Origin of the sequence: Neisseria sp. HMSC061B04, assembly GCF_001836705.1 — a bacterium.
Classification (GTDB): domain Bacteria; phylum Pseudomonadota; class Gammaproteobacteria; order Burkholderiales; family Neisseriaceae; genus Neisseria.
In genome coordinates this window covers 1-14,461 of sequence record NZ_KV830194.1, presented here as the reverse complement: position 1 = coordinate 14,461, position 14,461 = coordinate 1, and the positions used below count along the sequence as shown (strand labels likewise).

At 54.1% G+C, this 14,461-nt stretch carries 18 protein-coding genes, 1 tRNA gene and 1 pseudogene; 13 read left to right on the top strand and 7 right to left on the bottom strand.

The window, feature by feature from the left end; genetic code table 11:
• Positions 1-73 precede the first annotated feature (73 nt).
• Both HMPREF2661_RS06835 and glnE read right to left on the bottom strand, forming a co-directional pair.
• Positions 74-586, bottom strand: coding sequence for an SH3 domain-containing protein (locus tag HMPREF2661_RS06835; RefSeq protein ID WP_049323718.1), 513 nt, complete (start codon positions 584-586; stop codon positions 74-76).
• 90 nt (positions 587-676) lie between these two features.
• Complete coding sequence (glnE, locus tag HMPREF2661_RS06830; RefSeq protein ID WP_070822918.1) at positions 677-3,361, bottom strand: bifunctional [glutamate--ammonia ligase]-adenylyl-L-tyrosine phosphorylase/[glutamate--ammonia-ligase] adenylyltransferase; 2,685 nt, start codon at positions 3,359-3,361, stop codon at positions 677-679.
• Positions 3,362-3,488: 127 nt separating this feature from the next.
• Here glnE and HMPREF2661_RS06825 point away from each other — a divergent pair, with 127 nt between their 5' ends.
• The 3 genes from HMPREF2661_RS06825 to coaD all read left to right on the top strand — a co-directional run bounded on the left by HMPREF2661_RS06825 (position 3,489) and on the right by coaD (position 5,233).
• Entirely contained in the window at positions 3,489-3,764 is a 276-nt protein-coding gene (locus HMPREF2661_RS06825) for an oxidative damage protection protein (RefSeq protein ID WP_003682648.1), read from the top strand.
• A gap of 162 nt (positions 3,765-3,926) precedes the next feature.
• Positions 3,927-4,613 (top strand): Bax inhibitor-1 family protein, encoded by a 687-nt coding sequence (locus HMPREF2661_RS06820; protein ID WP_070712093.1) that lies wholly within the window; start codon positions 3,927-3,929, stop codon positions 4,611-4,613.
• Between the two features lie 107 nt (positions 4,614-4,720).
• Complete coding sequence (gene coaD / locus HMPREF2661_RS06815; RefSeq protein WP_070822916.1) at positions 4,721-5,233, top strand: pantetheine-phosphate adenylyltransferase; 513 nt, start codon at positions 4,721-4,723, stop codon at positions 5,231-5,233.
• A gap of 47 nt (positions 5,234-5,280) precedes the next feature.
• Here the strand turns inward: coaD and HMPREF2661_RS06810 are convergent, their stop codons facing one another.
• Positions 5,281-5,841, bottom strand: a complete 561-nt coding sequence (locus HMPREF2661_RS06810; protein WP_070822913.1) for a hypothetical protein — start codon at positions 5,839-5,841, stop codon at positions 5,281-5,283.
• Positions 5,842-6,045: 204 nt separating this feature from the next.
• Here HMPREF2661_RS06810 and HMPREF2661_RS06805 point away from each other — a divergent pair.
• The 9 genes from HMPREF2661_RS06805 (at position 6,046) to HMPREF2661_RS06765 (ending at position 11,921) form a co-directional block, all read left to right on the top strand.
• Positions 6,046-6,121: transfer RNA gene (locus tag HMPREF2661_RS06805), tRNA-Phe, on the top strand.
• Between the two features lie 308 nt (positions 6,122-6,429).
• Complete coding sequence (locus tag HMPREF2661_RS06800) at positions 6,430-7,338, top strand: hypothetical protein (protein ID WP_070822910.1); 909 nt, start codon at positions 6,430-6,432, stop codon at positions 7,336-7,338.
• A gap of 34 nt (positions 7,339-7,372) precedes the next feature.
• A complete protein-coding gene (locus HMPREF2661_RS06795) occupies positions 7,373-7,618 on the top strand; it encodes a GNAT family N-acetyltransferase (protein WP_070822957.1) in 246 nt (81 codons plus the stop codon).
• 19 nt (positions 7,619-7,637) lie between these two features.
• Positions 7,638-8,804 carry a beta-ketoacyl-ACP synthase III gene (locus HMPREF2661_RS06790; protein WP_070822907.1) on the top strand — a complete coding sequence of 389 codons (1,167 nt, stop codon included), beginning with the start codon at positions 7,638-7,640 and terminating at the stop codon, positions 8,802-8,804.
• A complete protein-coding gene (locus HMPREF2661_RS06785; protein WP_049332227.1) occupies positions 8,805-9,200 on the top strand; it encodes a DarG family dialkylresorcinol biosynthesis protein in 396 nt (131 codons plus the stop codon). It begins immediately after the preceding gene.
• A gap of 8 nt (positions 9,201-9,208) precedes the next feature.
• Positions 9,209-9,883: a glutathione S-transferase family protein gene (locus tag HMPREF2661_RS06780; RefSeq protein ID WP_070822905.1), complete on the top strand. Its 675-nt coding sequence runs from the start codon at positions 9,209-9,211 to the stop codon at positions 9,881-9,883.
• Positions 9,884-10,045: 162 nt separating this feature from the next.
• Entirely contained in the window at positions 10,046-10,720 is a 675-nt protein-coding gene (gene tsaB / locus HMPREF2661_RS06775) for a tRNA (adenosine(37)-N6)-threonylcarbamoyltransferase complex dimerization subunit type 1 TsaB (RefSeq protein WP_070822902.1), read from the top strand.
• Positions 10,717-11,160, top strand: a complete 444-nt coding sequence (rimI, locus tag HMPREF2661_RS06770) for a ribosomal protein S18-alanine N-acetyltransferase (RefSeq protein WP_070822899.1) — start codon at positions 10,717-10,719, stop codon at positions 11,158-11,160. Before tsaB ends, rimI begins: the two co-directional genes overlap by 4 nt.
• The gene (locus tag HMPREF2661_RS06765) at positions 11,154-11,921 is read left to right on the top strand and encodes a uracil-DNA glycosylase family protein (protein WP_070822896.1); all 768 of its coding nucleotides are present in this window, start codon (positions 11,154-11,156) and stop codon (positions 11,919-11,921) included. Before rimI ends, HMPREF2661_RS06765 begins: the two co-directional genes overlap by 7 nt.
• Before the next feature lie 71 nt (positions 11,922-11,992).
• Here the strand turns inward: HMPREF2661_RS06765 and HMPREF2661_RS06760 are convergent, their stop codons facing one another.
• From HMPREF2661_RS06760 to thiE, 3 genes are all read right to left on the bottom strand, one after another.
• A complete protein-coding gene (locus tag HMPREF2661_RS06760) occupies positions 11,993-12,781 on the bottom strand; it encodes a thiazole synthase (protein ID WP_049332237.1) in 789 nt (262 codons plus the stop codon).
• A gap of 118 nt (positions 12,782-12,899) precedes the next feature.
• The gene (thiS, locus tag HMPREF2661_RS06755) at positions 12,900-13,094 is read right to left on the bottom strand and encodes a sulfur carrier protein ThiS (RefSeq protein WP_070822893.1); all 195 of its coding nucleotides are present in this window, start codon (positions 13,092-13,094) and stop codon (positions 12,900-12,902) included.
• 42 nt (positions 13,095-13,136) lie between these two features.
• The gene (thiE, locus tag HMPREF2661_RS06750; RefSeq protein ID WP_049347766.1) at positions 13,137-13,754 is read right to left on the bottom strand and encodes a thiamine phosphate synthase; all 618 of its coding nucleotides are present in this window, start codon (positions 13,752-13,754) and stop codon (positions 13,137-13,139) included.
• Between the two features lie 190 nt (positions 13,755-13,944).
• On the opposite strand from thiE, the gene HMPREF2661_RS06745 reads away from it, so the two are divergent.
• Positions 13,945-14,346, top strand: a complete 402-nt coding sequence (locus tag HMPREF2661_RS06745; protein ID WP_049322482.1) for a hypothetical protein — start codon at positions 13,945-13,947, stop codon at positions 14,344-14,346.
• Positions 14,347-14,366: 20 nt separating this feature from the next.
• Here the strand turns inward: HMPREF2661_RS06745 and HMPREF2661_RS11455 are convergent.
• Positions 14,367-14,461, bottom strand: a pseudogene (locus HMPREF2661_RS11455) (IS1595 family transposase); the annotation flags it as partial.

Genomic DNA, 14,461 nt, shown 5'->3' with positions numbered 1-14,461 from the left:
TTTTTATATCTTTGCAAAACAGTACCTACTTTATGTCCGAAAGTATGCTTTATCGGGTAAATTGCTTGCTTTATTACTCCACGCGTCGAAGTTGACTTTTGTGGATATAACCCTGAATCGAAACATGATGCCCATACTCGTCTTTTTCTGTGTAAGCCCCCTGGTTGTCATACAAAAGCCAGTCGCCTTTTCTTAAAGACGGGACAATTTGTACATAAGTGCCATTAGGAAGCGTTTTAATGATTTCGGCTTGACCAATCGGTCCTTTGAAATAGTCGATACTACGGACGTTTGCCGATCCGTCCGGGCTGGCGACGACATAATTGTGCACGATAAAGCCTTGGCTTTGATGGACGTAGCCTGTACGGTGCCCGTCTAATTGAATATGAAACCATTTACCCTGTTTACTGAGTATTTTATGTTTTTTGCTTTCATAATCCAGTACGGTCATGATTTTGCTGCGTGTATCAGGAGCGGCACGAACGTTTGCAGAGCCATCGCATTCGGTATAAGGCAAAAAGTAATCAGCAGCTTGGGCTGCAGCCGACGACAGTAAAACCGTTAAAAACAGTGCCATTTTCTTCATGGTTGGTTTTCCTTATATGTTTAGAGTGAGTTTGTTGTGGCGGTAAATTGTGTTGCCGTGCAAGCTTTGACGCTGAATACGTCCGCCTGCTTATCCGAACTTCACTTCTGCCCCGAATACTTCCTTCCATAGTTTTCGCACATTGCCGTAATGGGTCAGCAATTCGTCCGTCACTTCGGTTTTTTTGGCATCGCGCAGTTTGGTGTTGTGTTGCTGCTGGCGGTAGAAGCGGTAGGCGGTGCGGCTTTGTTCGGCGAGGGTTTTGTCGATGAGGCCGCAGCCGGCGGCGATGTTCAAGAGGGCGATGTTGCCGTAGTTATCGAGGAGTTGCGGATATTTTCGGGCATGGGCAAGTATCAGATATTGGACGATAAATTCAACGTCGACCACACCGCCGCGCGCGTATTTGACGTTGCTGTCAACCGGCGGATGGGTGGGGAACATTTTTTCGCGCATTTCGATGATTTTGCCTGCTAAAACGGTTGGGTCGCGTTCGGCGGTCAGCATTTCGGTGCGGATGCGGTCGAAGGCCGTCTGAATTTCGGGTGTGCCGCAGATGAAGCGGGCGCGGGTGAGGGACTGGTGTTCCCACGTCCAGGCGTTTTCGCGCTGGTATTTTTCGAAGGCGGCGATGCTGTGGGCGAGGAAGCCGGCGTCGCCGTTGGGGCGCAGGCGCAGGTCGGTTTCGTAGAGGCTGCCTGCGCCGGTGGCGGCGGAAAGCCAGTTGGTCAGGCGGCGGGCAAGGCGGCTGTACACGTCGCCTGCATCGGGATGAGGGTCGTCGTAAAGATAGACCAAGTCGAGGTCGGAGGAATAGCTGAGCTCTTTACCGCCCAGTTTGCCGTAGCCGACGACGGCGAATTGCGGCGTGTCGCGGTGTTTTTTGGGCATATCCGCCCACGCACACTGCACGGCGGCGGCGAGAATGATGTCAGCAAGGGCGGAGAGCTGGTCGGAAAGTGATTCTACCGTCCACAATCCGGCGAGGTCTTGAACGGCGAGGCGGAAGACTTGGGCGTGTTGGAAATGGCGCAGGGTGTCCATTTGCGCTTCGGTGTCGCCGCCGCAGACTTTGAGGTCGTTTGAAAGTACGGCGGCGAGTGCCGACCAGTCAAACGCGGTATCCAAAAGCTGCGCGCTGATGAGTTCGTCCAGCAGAATCGGGTATTTGCTCAGATACGCCGCCACCCATGAGCTTTGGCTCATAATCTGCGCCAGCTGCGCCAGGGTTTGCGGATGTTCGTTGAGGAAGGCAAGATAGGCGGAGCGGCGGCTGATGTTTTCGAGGAAGTCAAACAGCCGCATTAATGTATCGGTCGGGTTGGGTTGTTCGGCCGCCGCCTGTACCAACAGCGGCACAATGGCGTCGAAACGCGGCTGGGCGTGGGCGGAGAGATGGCGGTATTTATGGCCGTGCCGGATTTGGTCGAGCCTTGCGGCGACGGTTTCGGCATCGAACCCGTGTTCTTTCAGACGGCCTAGCCGTTCTTCTTCGTCGGGCTTTTCCTGCCATGCCCATTGCCATTCGCTGTTGTCTTGCGTTTGCTCTTCGGGCTCGCTCAAAATTTCGTTGAACAACTGATTGACTTTGTTCCGATGCACATTGAGGCCGTCTGAAAAAGCGGCATAACTGTCGAAACCCATGCTTTCGGCGAGCAGTTGTTGTCGTTCGGGCGAGGTCGGCAGGGTTTGGGTTTGCTGGTCATCCCAGTATTGCAGGCGGTGTTCGACGTCGCGTAGGAAGCGGTAGGCAGCCAGCAGGGTTTCAACGTTTTCAGACGGCATGATGCCCAGCTCGGCAAGTTTCTTCAGCGTTTCCTGCGTGCCTTTCAGTTGCAGCGCGCGCATTTGGCCGCCGCGTATCATTTGGAAAATTTGGGCGATAAATTCAACTTCGCGGATACCGCCCGCGCCGAGTTTGATGTTGTCCGCCATGCCTTTTTTGCTGACTTCGCTGCGGATTTGGCGGTGCAGATTGCGCATTGCTTCATATGCGCTGTAATCCAGATATTTACGGAACACAAATGGGCGCACCAACGCTTTGATGTCGTTCGGATACGGCGTGACCACGCGGCCTTTGCACCATGCATAGCGTTCCCATTCGCGCCCCTGCGTAATCAAATATTGCTCCAGCGCGGTTTCGCTCAATACCAACGCGCCGGAATCGCCGTCCGGCCGCAGCCGCATATCGACGCGGAACACCTGCCCGTCGGCGGTAATGTCGTTCAACAGCGCAATCAGTTTCTGCCCGACTTTGGTGAAAAACTCCTGATTGCCCCGCTCGCGCCTGCCGTCGGTATCGCCCGATTCGGGATAGACGAAAATCAAATCGATGTCGGAAGACACGTTCAACTCATAGCCGCCCGCCTTGCCCATCGCCACCACGCTCAAATGTTGTGGCGATTTGGTATAACGCCCGATCGGCGTGCCGTACATGTCCCGATAATAAGCGTAGGCGAAATCCAGCGCGGTATTGACGGCAAAATCGGCAAACAGCGTAATCGTGCGGGTTACTTCGTTCAAATCGCTGATACGGTTGATATCGCGCACGATAATCTGCGACACCACATAACGGCGCAACTCGCGCAACTGCCGCGCCAATTCTTCCTCGTTTTCTTCCGCGCGGATTTTGTCCCAGTCGGCAAAGGCTTGGAAATCCGCTTCGGTCAACACCTTGTCCAGCATGGGCAGGAAGATTTCGGGCTTGAGTTTGCCTGAATCAAGGTTGCGGGCGAGAAAAAGGGAATAACGGCGGGCGGTTTCGAGGCGGTTCATAATCTTTGCCTGAATAAACAGAAAAGACCATCATAGCAAGGTTTCAGGCCGTCTGAAACCCACGCTTTCCCCTATCCGTGCAATCGGCTAAAATACCAACTTTGCAACCCATCATAAGGAAACCGCCATGACCCGTATGGTTCACTGCGTCAAACTCGGCAAAGAAGCCGAAGGCATGAAATTTCCGCCGCTGCCCAACGAGCTGGGCAAACGCATCTTCGAAAACGTTTCCCAAGAAGCATGGATGGCATGGACCCGCCACCAAACCATGCTCATCAACGAAAACCGCCTAAGCCTTGCCGATCCGCGCGCGCGCGAATACCTCGCCCAGCAGATGGAACAATACTTCTTCGGCGACGGCGCAGATGCCGTACAAGGCTACGTTCCGCAAGAGCCTAAATAAGCATTAAACGCCGAGGCCGTCTGAAACCCGATTTTCAGACGGCCTTTAAAATTCCCGATTGCCCCGCATATTAGACAAATAGAACAGATAAATCATACAAACCCATGATTTTCTGTTAAAATCCAAATTTCATTCATTTCAATCCACACTGGAGCAAACGCCATGCAAAACGACGTTTACGACTATACCTCGCAAGGCTCGGTTGCCAAAAATACCGTCCTGCAAAAAACCTACCGCCTGCTCGGCCTGTCTTTCATTCCTGCCATTGCCGGCGCGTTCTTTTCCGCCAAAACAGGCTTTAACATTTTCGCCATGTTCGGCTCATACTGGGTTGCCCTGGCCGCCTTCTTCGGCTTCTTCTACGGCATGACCTTCCTGATCGAGAAAAACCGTTACAGCAACGTCGGCGTCGCCCTGTTGATGATCTTCACTTTCGGCATGGGCCTTGCCATCAGCCCTATGCTGCAATACGCCCTGGCGATTAACAACGGCGCGCAAATCGTCGGCACGGCCGCCGCCATGACCGCCGGCGTATTCTTCACCATGTCCGCCATGGCACGCCGCACCACAATGAACATGAACAAACTCGGCAGCTTCCTCGGTGCCGGCGCCATCGTGCTCATGATTGCCGTTGTGGCCAACATCTTCCTCAACATCCCTGCCCTGAGCCTGACCATCGCGGCCGGCTTCGTTGTCTTCAGTTCCCTGATGATTATGTGGCAGGTGCGTACCGTTATCGACGGCGGCGAAGACAGCCACATCAGCGCGGCGCTGACCATCTTCATCTCCATCTATAACATCTTCAGCAGCCTCTTGAGAATCCTCATCTCTCTCAGCGGTGACGACTGATAAAGCCGCAAAGGCCGTCTGAAATTTCAGACGGCCTTTTTGATTTTTGACATCACCGGCAAACTCCCCTATCCTGAACGCCACACAAACCCCATTCCCAACCCAAAATGACCACGACCACTCCGCGCCGTGCCGTGTACGCAGGCAGCTTCGACCCACCCACCCTCGGCCACCTGTGGATGATACAGGAAGCCCAATCCCTCTTTGACGAACTCATCGTCGCCATCGGCACCAATCCCGAAAAGCGCAGCACCTACAGTATAGAAGAACGCCGCGCCATGCTCGATGCCATTACCCACTCCTTCCCCAACGTCCGCATCAGCGTGTTTGAAAACCGCTTTTTGGTCGATTACGCCCGCGAGGCCAAAGCCAATTTCATCGTCCGCGGCATCCGTTCCGCCGCCGACTACGAATACGAACGCTCGATGCGCTACATCAACAGCGACATCGCCCCCGAAATCTCCACCGTCTTCCTAATGCCGCCGCGCGAAATAGCCGAAGTATCCTCCACCATGGTCAAAGGCCTGGTCGGTCCACAAGGCTGGCGCGACATGATAGGCCGCTACCTCCCCGCCCCCGTCTATCAAAAAATCCTGCAAGACCACGAAACAAACACATAAAACTAAGGCCGTCCGAACATTTCAGACGGCCTTCCAAATTTCATTGATTATTGACGGGCAGACATCACCGCCTGCAGGTTTTGTTTTAACGTTTCCATATCCAACCAACCGGCGTTAATAAACAACATCAAAATCACCGTACCCACGCACAACATGCCGATACCATACAACACATAACCCACCAAAACACGGCCTATCGTCGCATTCCCCATCCACATCAAACCGCGTACCTGCACCACAAACACCCAAGCCTGCCACAACAGCGCAAACGCAGCCAACGCCGGCACATACAACACCAGCAACAATGGCAAGAGCAAAGCCTCAGACACCAAAATAAAGCCCCACAAAGGCAGCCGGGGCGCACCGTAATAATGCAGCACCTTGCGCATCGAGCGGCTCAACACCAACCATTTCACCATCACTAAAATCACCGACAGGCACACCGCCGCCGCGCCGCTGCCAAACAAAGGCGACATGTTGGCCGCGTTCACCACGCCCAACAGCAGCAACACCGCCGCCATCACTAAAGGCGAATACAAATACGTCTCCGGCGAACGATAGCGCAAACGCAAAACATCCCACATATCACGAACAAACACATACAGCATGGCATAAATCCAAAGCAAAAAAGCCGATTGTATCTTAGGCCGTCTGAAAATCAAACCGGCAAACTTAAAAACCGCCAATTAAAACGAAAAATAATTCAATACAAAACAAAATCTTAATTTACCACCTCAAAAATAAAGCCTACAAACGCTTGCACAAGGCAACGAAATTTGGTTTAATTCACATCTCGCAACGAAACACGCGAAGGCCAGATAGCTCAGTTGGTAGAGCAACGGATTGAAAATCCGTGTGTCGGCGGTTCGATTCCGCCTCTGGCCACCACCAACCGCCTTGAAGCGGTTATTTTTTTGTCTATACGATTTGCACTCCATACTTAGCGCAAATCCCGTTCCAGACCATGCGTCCCGATTTCCACACAAGGCCGTCTGAAAAATTTCAGACGGCCGTTGTTCATGTTGGCATGGCATAAAAATTCTCTTCACCGCCCCATTCCGACAGAATACGGCGCTTCCATCCAAATCGGCTGAAACCTTCGCGAACATACTGAATATGAATAAAGTTCAAGGCCGGTCGGTTTACTATATAATACCGTCCAAACCAACCATAACTTACTCATTGTAGGGAAGATAATGAAAAAAGTGCTGATCGTGCATTACTCGCAAACGGGGCAGCTCTCCAGTCTAGCGCGAAATTTTGCCGCGCCGTTGCAAACAGCCGGCATACAGGTCGATTGCGTCAATATCGTCCCGGAGCAGGCGTTTCCGTTTCCGTGGCCGTTTTGGCGTTTTTTCGATACCTTTCCTGAAACCGTCCATTTAAAACCCGCCCCGATTCTGCCGCCGCACATTCCGTCCGAAGATTACGATGTGGTGGTCATTGCCTACACTGTTTGGTTCCTCTCCCCTTCGCAACCGATGACCGCCTTTTTGCAACGCGAAGAAACGCACCGCCTGCTGGACGGCAAACCGGTCATCACGCTTATCGGCTGCCGCAATATGTGGCTGGGCGCGCAGGAAAAAATGAAATCTTTGCTGAAACAAAACGGCGCCAAACTCATCGGCAACATCGTAAAAATCGATGCCTGCAACAGCGCGGCTAGTTTCATTACCACGCCCGCCTGGATGCTGACCGGCGACAAACGCTATTTCCGCTCCTTGCCCTCCGCCGGCATTGCTGAAGAAGAATTGGCAGATGCGGCGCGGTTTGGGACGAAATTGCGCGATGCGCTGTTAAACCAACAGCCTTTGGACGAAACCCTGTTTCAAAACATGGGCGCGGTGACAGTGAATGAAAAACTGATTTTCAGCGAACGCGCCGCCGGCCGCAGCTTCTTCGTCTGGGGCAAGCTTTTGATGGTGGCAGGCCGTATTTCTCCGCTTTTGCGCCGTGCGCTGCTGTGCTTTTACATCGTCTTTTTATTGGCGATGATTTTGGTGGTTTTGCCTGTCAGCATAATTTTGAAAAAGCTGCTGCATCCGCTGCTCAAAGGCCGTCTGAAAAAGCTGGCGGACTATTATGCGCAACCGTCAGGCAGATAATACTTTTCAGACGGCCTCAAACCAGGAATCCATCATGCCCGAAGTTATCCACTACCCCGAACGCCGTCGCTTTCAAATCGATATTGACGGTTTGGAAGCAGGCTACATCAGCTATACCGAACACAACGGCAGCTGGGACGTAAACCATACCGAGGTCTCGCCCAACTTCCGTCATCGCGGCATTGCCAAACTGCTGGTGGATGCGCTGATGGAATATGCCGAAACACACCATATCCCGTTGACTGCAAGCTGCGACTACGCGGCGCGGTTTATCGGTTGATTATTTTGACAAACACATCATGACATCGAATAACACACTCAAAGACGTTTATCTCAACCGCGTTTCTGCCTTCTTGCCCAACGCCCCCGTCGGCAATGACGAAATGGAAGCCGTCCTCGGCATGGCAGGCGATGTGCCTTCACGCGTGCGCCGCATGATTTTGCGCTCCAACGGCATTTTGTCGCGCCATTACGCCATCGATCCCGAAAGCCGCCGCACGACGCACACCAATGCCGAGTTGGCCGCCGAAGCAGTCAACGGCCTGTTTGCCCAAGGCGTTTCGGCAGAAACCATCGGCAGCCTGGCCTGCGCCACTTCCTATCCCGACCAAACCATGCCCGGACACGGCGTGATGGTGCATGGTTTGCTGGATATGCCGCCTTGCGAAGTGTTCAGCATGGCAGGCGTATGCGCGGCAGGTATGGCGGCGATGAAACACGCCTACAACACCGTACGCACCGGCGAACACGCACATGCGGTTTCCGTTGCCTCCGAAAACGCCTCGGCGGTCATGCGCGGCGAAGTGTTCCAAAGTGAAACCGACCATAAAAAACTGGAAAACGCGTCCCCCGAAATCGGGTTTGAAAAAGACTTTTTGCGCTGGATGCTGTCTGACGGTGCAGGCGCGGTGTATCTGTCCGACCGTCCCAATTCAGACGGCCTCAGCCTGAAAATCCATTGGATAGACCTGCTTTCCTACGCCAACGAAATGCCGCCCTGCATGTATGCCGGCGCAGAATTCCGCGACGGCGTATTTGAAGGCTGGAAACACGCCGATGCCGATTACGGCCGCCGCCACAGCCTGATGGCGGTCAAACAGGACGTCAAACTATTGAACGAAAACATCGTCCGCTATACGGTGGAAAAACCCCTCTCCCAAATCGCCGCCAAACACGGTATCCGCGCCGAAGAAATCGATTGGTTCCTGCCCCACTACTCTTCCGGCTTTTTCCGCGACCGCCTTTCAGACGGCCTGAAAAATATCGGCTTCGACATTCCGCAGGAAAAATGGTTTACCAATCTGCACAGCAAGGGCAACACGGGTTCGGCCTCGATTTACATCATCCTTGAAGAATTTATGCGCACTTTCCCCATCGAACACGGCCAAAAAATCCTGTGTTACGTTCCGGAAAGCGGCCGTTTTTCAACATGTTTCATGCTTTTGGAAGCAGTAAAGGCCGTCTGAATGAAGATTGACGACATCCCTCAAGACAACAGCGCCAGCTACCACGGCCACCGCAAAGTCATCTACGGCACCCGCGACGGCCACTACGAAGCGGCCACCAGCAACGGTTGGCAGGACGAAGCCTACGCCACCGAAATGGCAGTGTGCGAACTCGATGCCCAAACTCAGGCCGCGCGCGAAGCCGTCGAAAAAGGCGAATATTCGCCGCTGTACTACCATATGTTCCGCTGCCGTTATGATGAAACCGGCTTGGCCATGGCGGCAGGCGTATGGAAATGGCAGCTGCGTCGGCATTTCCGTCCCGAAGTGTTCGCCAAACTACCGGCCAAAACCCTGCAAAAATACGCCGATGCCTGCCAAATCAGCATAGACGGCCTCAAACAAACCGATATCTAAAGCCCCTCATGATTACCCTGCATTCGCTCGACCAATCCCGTGCCCTGCGCATTGTTTGGCTGCTTGAAATCCTCGGTACGCCCTACCGCCTGCAAACCTACCGCCGCCATCCCGACACTTTGCTCGCCCCTGACGAACTCAAAGCCATTCATCCCTTGGGCAAATCGCCTTTATTGGATGATGACGGCTTTATCTTGGCGGAAAGCGGCGCGATTACCGACTATCTGATTCAAACCTACGGCAACGGCCGTCTGATGCCCGAACGCGGCAGCCGCGAATACTGGCAATATCAACGCTGGCTGCATTACGCCGAAGGTTCGCTGATGCCGTTATTGCTGCTCGGACTGGTGTTCCGCCGGATTGAAAGCGCGCCCATGCCGTTTTTCATCAAACCGATTGCCCGCAAAATCAGCGGCAGCGTCAAAAGCAGCTTTATCCATCCGCAAGCCGCGCTGCATCTTGCCCACATCGACAGCGAGCTGGAAAACCGCGAATGGTTGGTCGGCAACAGCCTCAGCGGTGCCGACATCATGATGAGCTATCCGCTGCAAGCCGCGGCCGACCGCTTCGATTTCGCCGATTACCCCAATATCCGCGCTTATTTGCAACGCATCGAAGCGCATGGAGCCTACCGTCGCGCCGTTGAAAAAGCAGGTTCGCCTTTATTGAAACTCGACAAATAAAACAAGGCCGTCTGAAACGTTTTCAGACGGCCTGAAACCTTGGTTCACTTATCGAATAGCTTTGCCGTAAACGGCGTTTTTACCAACGCGCCGCCCGAATGCTTTGTTCCCCCTCGACGTTCCACTATAATGGCAACCCATATCCTTCTAAAAAATAACACCATGCCAACCGACAATCTCCCGACTCTTGCCATCGACACCAGCACATCCTTTCTGTCCATCGCATTGGAACATCAAGGCGAAATCCGCCTGTTTCACGAAAACGTCGGCACCAAGCAATCCGAACAAATCCTGCCGCAAATCGAACGTCTCTTTAAAGAAGCGGGCATCACGGCCGCCGATTTGGGCTGCATCGTCTATGCACAAGGCCCCGGCGCATTTACCGGCCTGCGTATCGGCGCGGCAGTTGCACAAGGTTTGGCCACGCCGTTTGACATGCCCATGATCGGCATTCCCTGCCTCGATGCTGCCGCTTCATTGCTACCGCCATCCAGCTGCGTGCTGGCGGCCACCGATGCGCGTATGGGCGAAGTGTTCTACGCATGGTTTGATACGCAAAACCACGTCCGCTTGAGCGATTACACGGTTGGCAAAGCCGCCGCCATTACCGCGCCCGAAGGCAAAACGCCTAGCGGCGGCATCGGCAATGCCTTTGCCCTCGCCGACAAACCGCCTTTTGACGGTCAGGCTGATATGCCGACCGCTGCCGACTATCTTAAACTTGCCCGCAGCGGCCGCTATGTTGCCACCGATGCGGCACACGCCGAGCTGCTCTACGTCCGCAACAAAATTGCCCTGACCGCGCAAGAGCAAGCCCAACAAAAGGCCAAACCGTGAACCTGCGCCCAGCCGTACTTGCCGACTGCCCCACCCTTGCCGCCATCGACGCACAAGGCAATCCTTCGCCGTGGACGGCGCAGCAGTTTGAATCGGCGGTTCAACACCATCCCGACAGCGTTTGGCTCAGCCAGGCAGACCACCAAATTACCGGCTTTATCGTGTGGCAAACCGTGTTTGACGAATCCGAACTGCACCTGATTGCCGTCGCGCCCGAATACCGCCGCCAAGGCATTGCGTCCGCCCTGCTGCAACACTGGCAAAATGCAGTGCAACAGCAAGGCGCAACCCGATTGCTGCTCGAAGTCCGCGCAAGCAATGAAACCGCGCAACAGCTCTACCGCAAACACGGCTTCCAAACCTGCGGCCACCGAAAAAACTACTACGCCCTACCCGACGGTGGCAGCGAAGATGCCGTATTGATGGAGAAATCATGTTAAGCAGCCGCTACCTGCACCTGCACGAAGCCTTGGGCTTGGGCCCGATGTGGCTGAACCGAAACGCCGAAATCATCCATGCCGCGCCTCAAGCCGCACTATCAGCCGCGCCCGTCCGCCCCAAAACCATTGCTGCCGATACCGCGCAAGCCGTGCGCACTTTATCCGCAGGCGCCCAACAGGCACGCACTGCCGCCATTGCCACTGCGCAAACGGCCAAACCGGCTGTCCGCGTTCCCGAAGCGGCGCCCAAAGCCATGGCCGAAATACCGACAAAAACAGAAAAAGCCGCGCATTCAGACAATCTGCCCCGTCTTGACGTAACCATCAGGCCGTCTGAAATCATGGTGGTCAGCATTTGCCCATCCACCGAAGACAGCCTGCACGGTACGCTGTTTAGCGGCGACGTCGGCACGCTTCTCGACAACATCCTAGCCGCTATCGGTCTCAAGCCCGAGCAGGCGCACAAAACCGCATGGGTCAAAACCGCGCCCGTGTTCACCGCCCTGCCCGATGCCGAACACATCCGCGCCGAGCTTGCCGAAATGCAAGACGAGCTGACCGCTTCGCAAGCGCGCGCAGTATTGTTTCTCGGCAAAATCTTCGACAGCCCCGACATGATCGGACTGATGAACGAATTGTGCGGGAAGCGGCCGCATTTCGTCATTCCCCACCCCGCCCGCCTGCTGATGCAGCCGCAACTCAAAGCGCAGGCATGGCAAATCTTAAAGCCATTGAAACAGCTTTTGGCCAAGGCCGTCTGAACATTCTGTTTAACCTGAAATCAGATTTTTCACTAACAAAAAAGGGCGTGTTCGACACACCCTAATGTTTATCAATATTCCGCCGAATGCCAAAAAGGCTGACCCACCGTCGGCGTACTGGCGCGCGCTTTCTCACGTGCCTCCACAGGTTCCGCCTCATAGGCCAGACGGCCCGACTCGACCGCAAGTGCAAAAGCGCGTGCCATATTGACCGGATCGCCGCTGCGGGAAACGGCGGTATTCAGCAACACGCCGTCAAAGCCCCATTCCATCACTTGCGCCGCCTGCGAAGGCAAACCCAAACCGGCATCGATAATCAACGGCGTGTCGGGCAGACGTTCGCGCAGAACTTTCAGCGCATAAGCATGAACCGCGCCCAAACCCGTGCCAATCGGTGCCGCCCACGGCATCAACGCCTGACAGCCTGCGTCAAGCAGTCGTCGGCAGGCAATCAAGTCTTCGGTGCAATAAGGCAGCACTTTGAATCCGTCTTTAATCAGAATTTCCGCCGCTTCGACGAGTTGGAACACATCGGGCTGCAACGTGTCATCATCGCCGATAAGTTCGAGCTTGATCCAATCGGTATCAAACACTTCGCGCGCCATTTGCGCAGTGGTCACAGCTTCCTGCACGCTTTGACAGCCTGCGGTATTGGGTAACACAGGCACGCCCATTTCTTCCAACAACGACCAAAAACCCTGCCCGTGCGCTTCGCCGCCGCTGCCGGCACGGCGCAATGAAACGGTAATCATCGCCGGTTGCGCGATTTGGACAGACTGCTTGAGGATTTCCGGCGTCGGATAAGCAGCCGTACCGAGCAGCAGCCGTGAAGGGAAAGTTTCTCCGTATAGGGTAAACATGATGAATTCCTTTGTATTGTTTTTTAGATTTTAAGCATAAGGCAATCGGGCAACCCTGCCCGATATTCAAATAGGAAAAAGTCGGGCGCAAATACCCAACCTATTGATTACAAATCGTTTACCCACCGACTACCGGGCGCACGATGTCCACTTTGTCGTTTTCGTTCAAAACCGTTTCCGCATACGAGCCTTTGGCGACAAACTGGGTATTGACGGCAACGGCAAACGGTTTTTGCGGCGCGGTTTGGGCGATAAGGTCGGCGATGGTTGTGCCGTTTAATGTGATGGCTTCATTGTTTAATATAATCTTCATGATGTTTGCTCCTCTTATCGGGCTTCTTATTTTCAGACGGCCTTATTCATCCCACAAAGCCTGAAACGCTTTAACCACCGCGTCGGGATTTTCCGCTTCGGTCACGGCGCGGACGACGGCGAGTGAGGAAACGCCGGTGGCAAGTACGGCTTCGGCGTTGTTCAAATCGATGCCGCCGATGGCGACGACGGGCGTGCCGCCTGCCTGTCTGACGTATTCGCGCAGTTTGTCCAAACCTTGCGGGGCGGTGGGCATTTGCTTGGTCGTGGTCGGGAAAATCGCGCCGCTGGCGACGTAGCTAGGTTGTACGGACAAGGCGCGATCGAGTTCGGCAACAGAGTGCGTACTCAAGCCCAAGCGCAAACCGGCAGCTTCAATCGCGGCTAGGTCGGCAGTGTCCATGTCTTCCTGCCCGAGATGCACGCCGTATGCACCTGCGGCAATCGCTTCGCGCCAGTGGTCGTTGATGAAAAGCTGGGTTGCACTGTTTTGACAGGCTACGACGCAACGTTCGATTTCGCGTTTCAACTCGTCGCCATGCAGGATTTTACAGCGCAGTTGCACCGTGTCGGCACCTGCTTTGACCATGCGCTCGACCCAGTCAGCAGTGGGAACAACGGCGTAAAATTTCAGGGGAGATTTGAGTGGCGGGAAGGTCATAACGGCTCCGAAAGGAATAATTCGTTGTTATATTATCAGAAAAGGCCGTCTGAATAATATTTGTTTTCAGACGGCCTGATTGAAAAAATGAATATTGCCCTATTCGGCTTTGGCTTTATAAAAATATGAACATACTGATGGGTTATCAAAATGAGTGCATATTGGCGCTCCACATTCGGAGACCCAACCCATGAAAAAATTTCTCTTGTTAGCCGCCCTTCCCTTACTGTTTGCCACTTATTCAAATGCTGCCACGCCTAAAAAAGCGGAAGCTTCAAAACCAGCTTCGGCACACAAACAAACCAAGCAGCGTTTTTCCGGCAAAATCACCGGCTATCAAACCGCCGAGCATTCGTTCTCCGTACGCAAGGGCGACCGCCTGCGCATCAGCAAAACCGGCAACCCCAACGCCTATTTCAACGTATGGGCGCCCAAAGGCGATGAAGCCGTATTTAACGGTTCGGCACAAGGCGATAAATTTGACGGTATCGCTACCCAATCGGGCAAATATAAAGTGCAGGTCTATATGATGCGCGCCCAAGCCCGCCGTAACACTACTGCCCATTACGCCGTAAACGTCATCAAAAACTAAGGGGCTGACGTAGATTAGCCCTAAATTCCACACCAATCTCGCAGGATTTTAAGCTGTTGAGACGGTGTGCCGAAGTTAAATCGAAATTCGCATTCTTTCAAGAACAGCGGGAAAG

What these genes read in the sequence shown, in the direction of transcription:
- HMPREF2661_RS06825 (WP_003682648.1), top strand. Translation starts at nt 3,489, where the DNA reads ATGACCCGTATGGTTCACTGCGTCAAACTCGGCAAAGAAGCCGAAGGC.
- glnE (WP_070822918.1), bottom strand. Translation starts at nt 3,361, where the DNA reads ATGAACCGCCTCGAAACCGCCCGCCGTTATTCCCTTTTTCTCGCCCGC.
- HMPREF2661_RS06820 (WP_070712093.1), top strand. Translation starts at nt 3,927, where the DNA reads ATGCAAAACGACGTTTACGACTATACCTCGCAAGGCTCGGTTGCCAAA.
- HMPREF2661_RS06765 (WP_070822896.1), top strand. Translation starts at nt 11,154, where the DNA reads ATGTTAAGCAGCCGCTACCTGCACCTGCACGAAGCCTTGGGCTTGGGC.
- HMPREF2661_RS06795 (WP_070822957.1), top strand. Translation starts at nt 7,373, where the DNA reads ATGCCCGAAGTTATCCACTACCCCGAACGCCGTCGCTTTCAAATCGAT.
- HMPREF2661_RS06800 (WP_070822910.1), top strand. Translation starts at nt 6,430, where the DNA reads ATGAAAAAAGTGCTGATCGTGCATTACTCGCAAACGGGGCAGCTCTCC.
- HMPREF2661_RS06785 (WP_049332227.1), top strand. Translation starts at nt 8,805, where the DNA reads ATGAAGATTGACGACATCCCTCAAGACAACAGCGCCAGCTACCACGGC.
- tsaB (WP_070822902.1), top strand. Translation starts at nt 10,046, where the DNA reads ATGCCAACCGACAATCTCCCGACTCTTGCCATCGACACCAGCACATCC.
- HMPREF2661_RS06760 (WP_049332237.1), bottom strand. Translation starts at nt 12,781, where the DNA reads ATGTTTACCCTATACGGAGAAACTTTCCCTTCACGGCTGCTGCTCGGT.
- thiS (WP_070822893.1), bottom strand. Translation starts at nt 13,094, where the DNA reads ATGAAGATTATATTAAACAATGAAGCCATCACATTAAACGGCACAACC.
- HMPREF2661_RS06835 (WP_049323718.1), bottom strand. Translation starts at nt 586, where the DNA reads ATGAAGAAAATGGCACTGTTTTTAACGGTTTTACTGTCGTCGGCTGCA.
- HMPREF2661_RS06745 (WP_049322482.1), top strand. Translation starts at nt 13,945, where the DNA reads ATGAAAAAATTTCTCTTGTTAGCCGCCCTTCCCTTACTGTTTGCCACT.
- HMPREF2661_RS06810 (WP_070822913.1), bottom strand. Translation starts at nt 5,841, where the DNA reads ATGCTGTATGTGTTTGTTCGTGATATGTGGGATGTTTTGCGTTTGCGC.
- coaD (WP_070822916.1), top strand. Translation starts at nt 4,721, where the DNA reads ATGACCACGACCACTCCGCGCCGTGCCGTGTACGCAGGCAGCTTCGAC.
- thiE (WP_049347766.1), bottom strand. Translation starts at nt 13,754, where the DNA reads ATGACCTTCCCGCCACTCAAATCTCCCCTGAAATTTTACGCCGTTGTT.
- HMPREF2661_RS06780 (WP_070822905.1), top strand. Translation starts at nt 9,209, where the DNA reads ATGATTACCCTGCATTCGCTCGACCAATCCCGTGCCCTGCGCATTGTT.
- HMPREF2661_RS06790 (WP_070822907.1), top strand. Translation starts at nt 7,638, where the DNA reads ATGACATCGAATAACACACTCAAAGACGTTTATCTCAACCGCGTTTCT.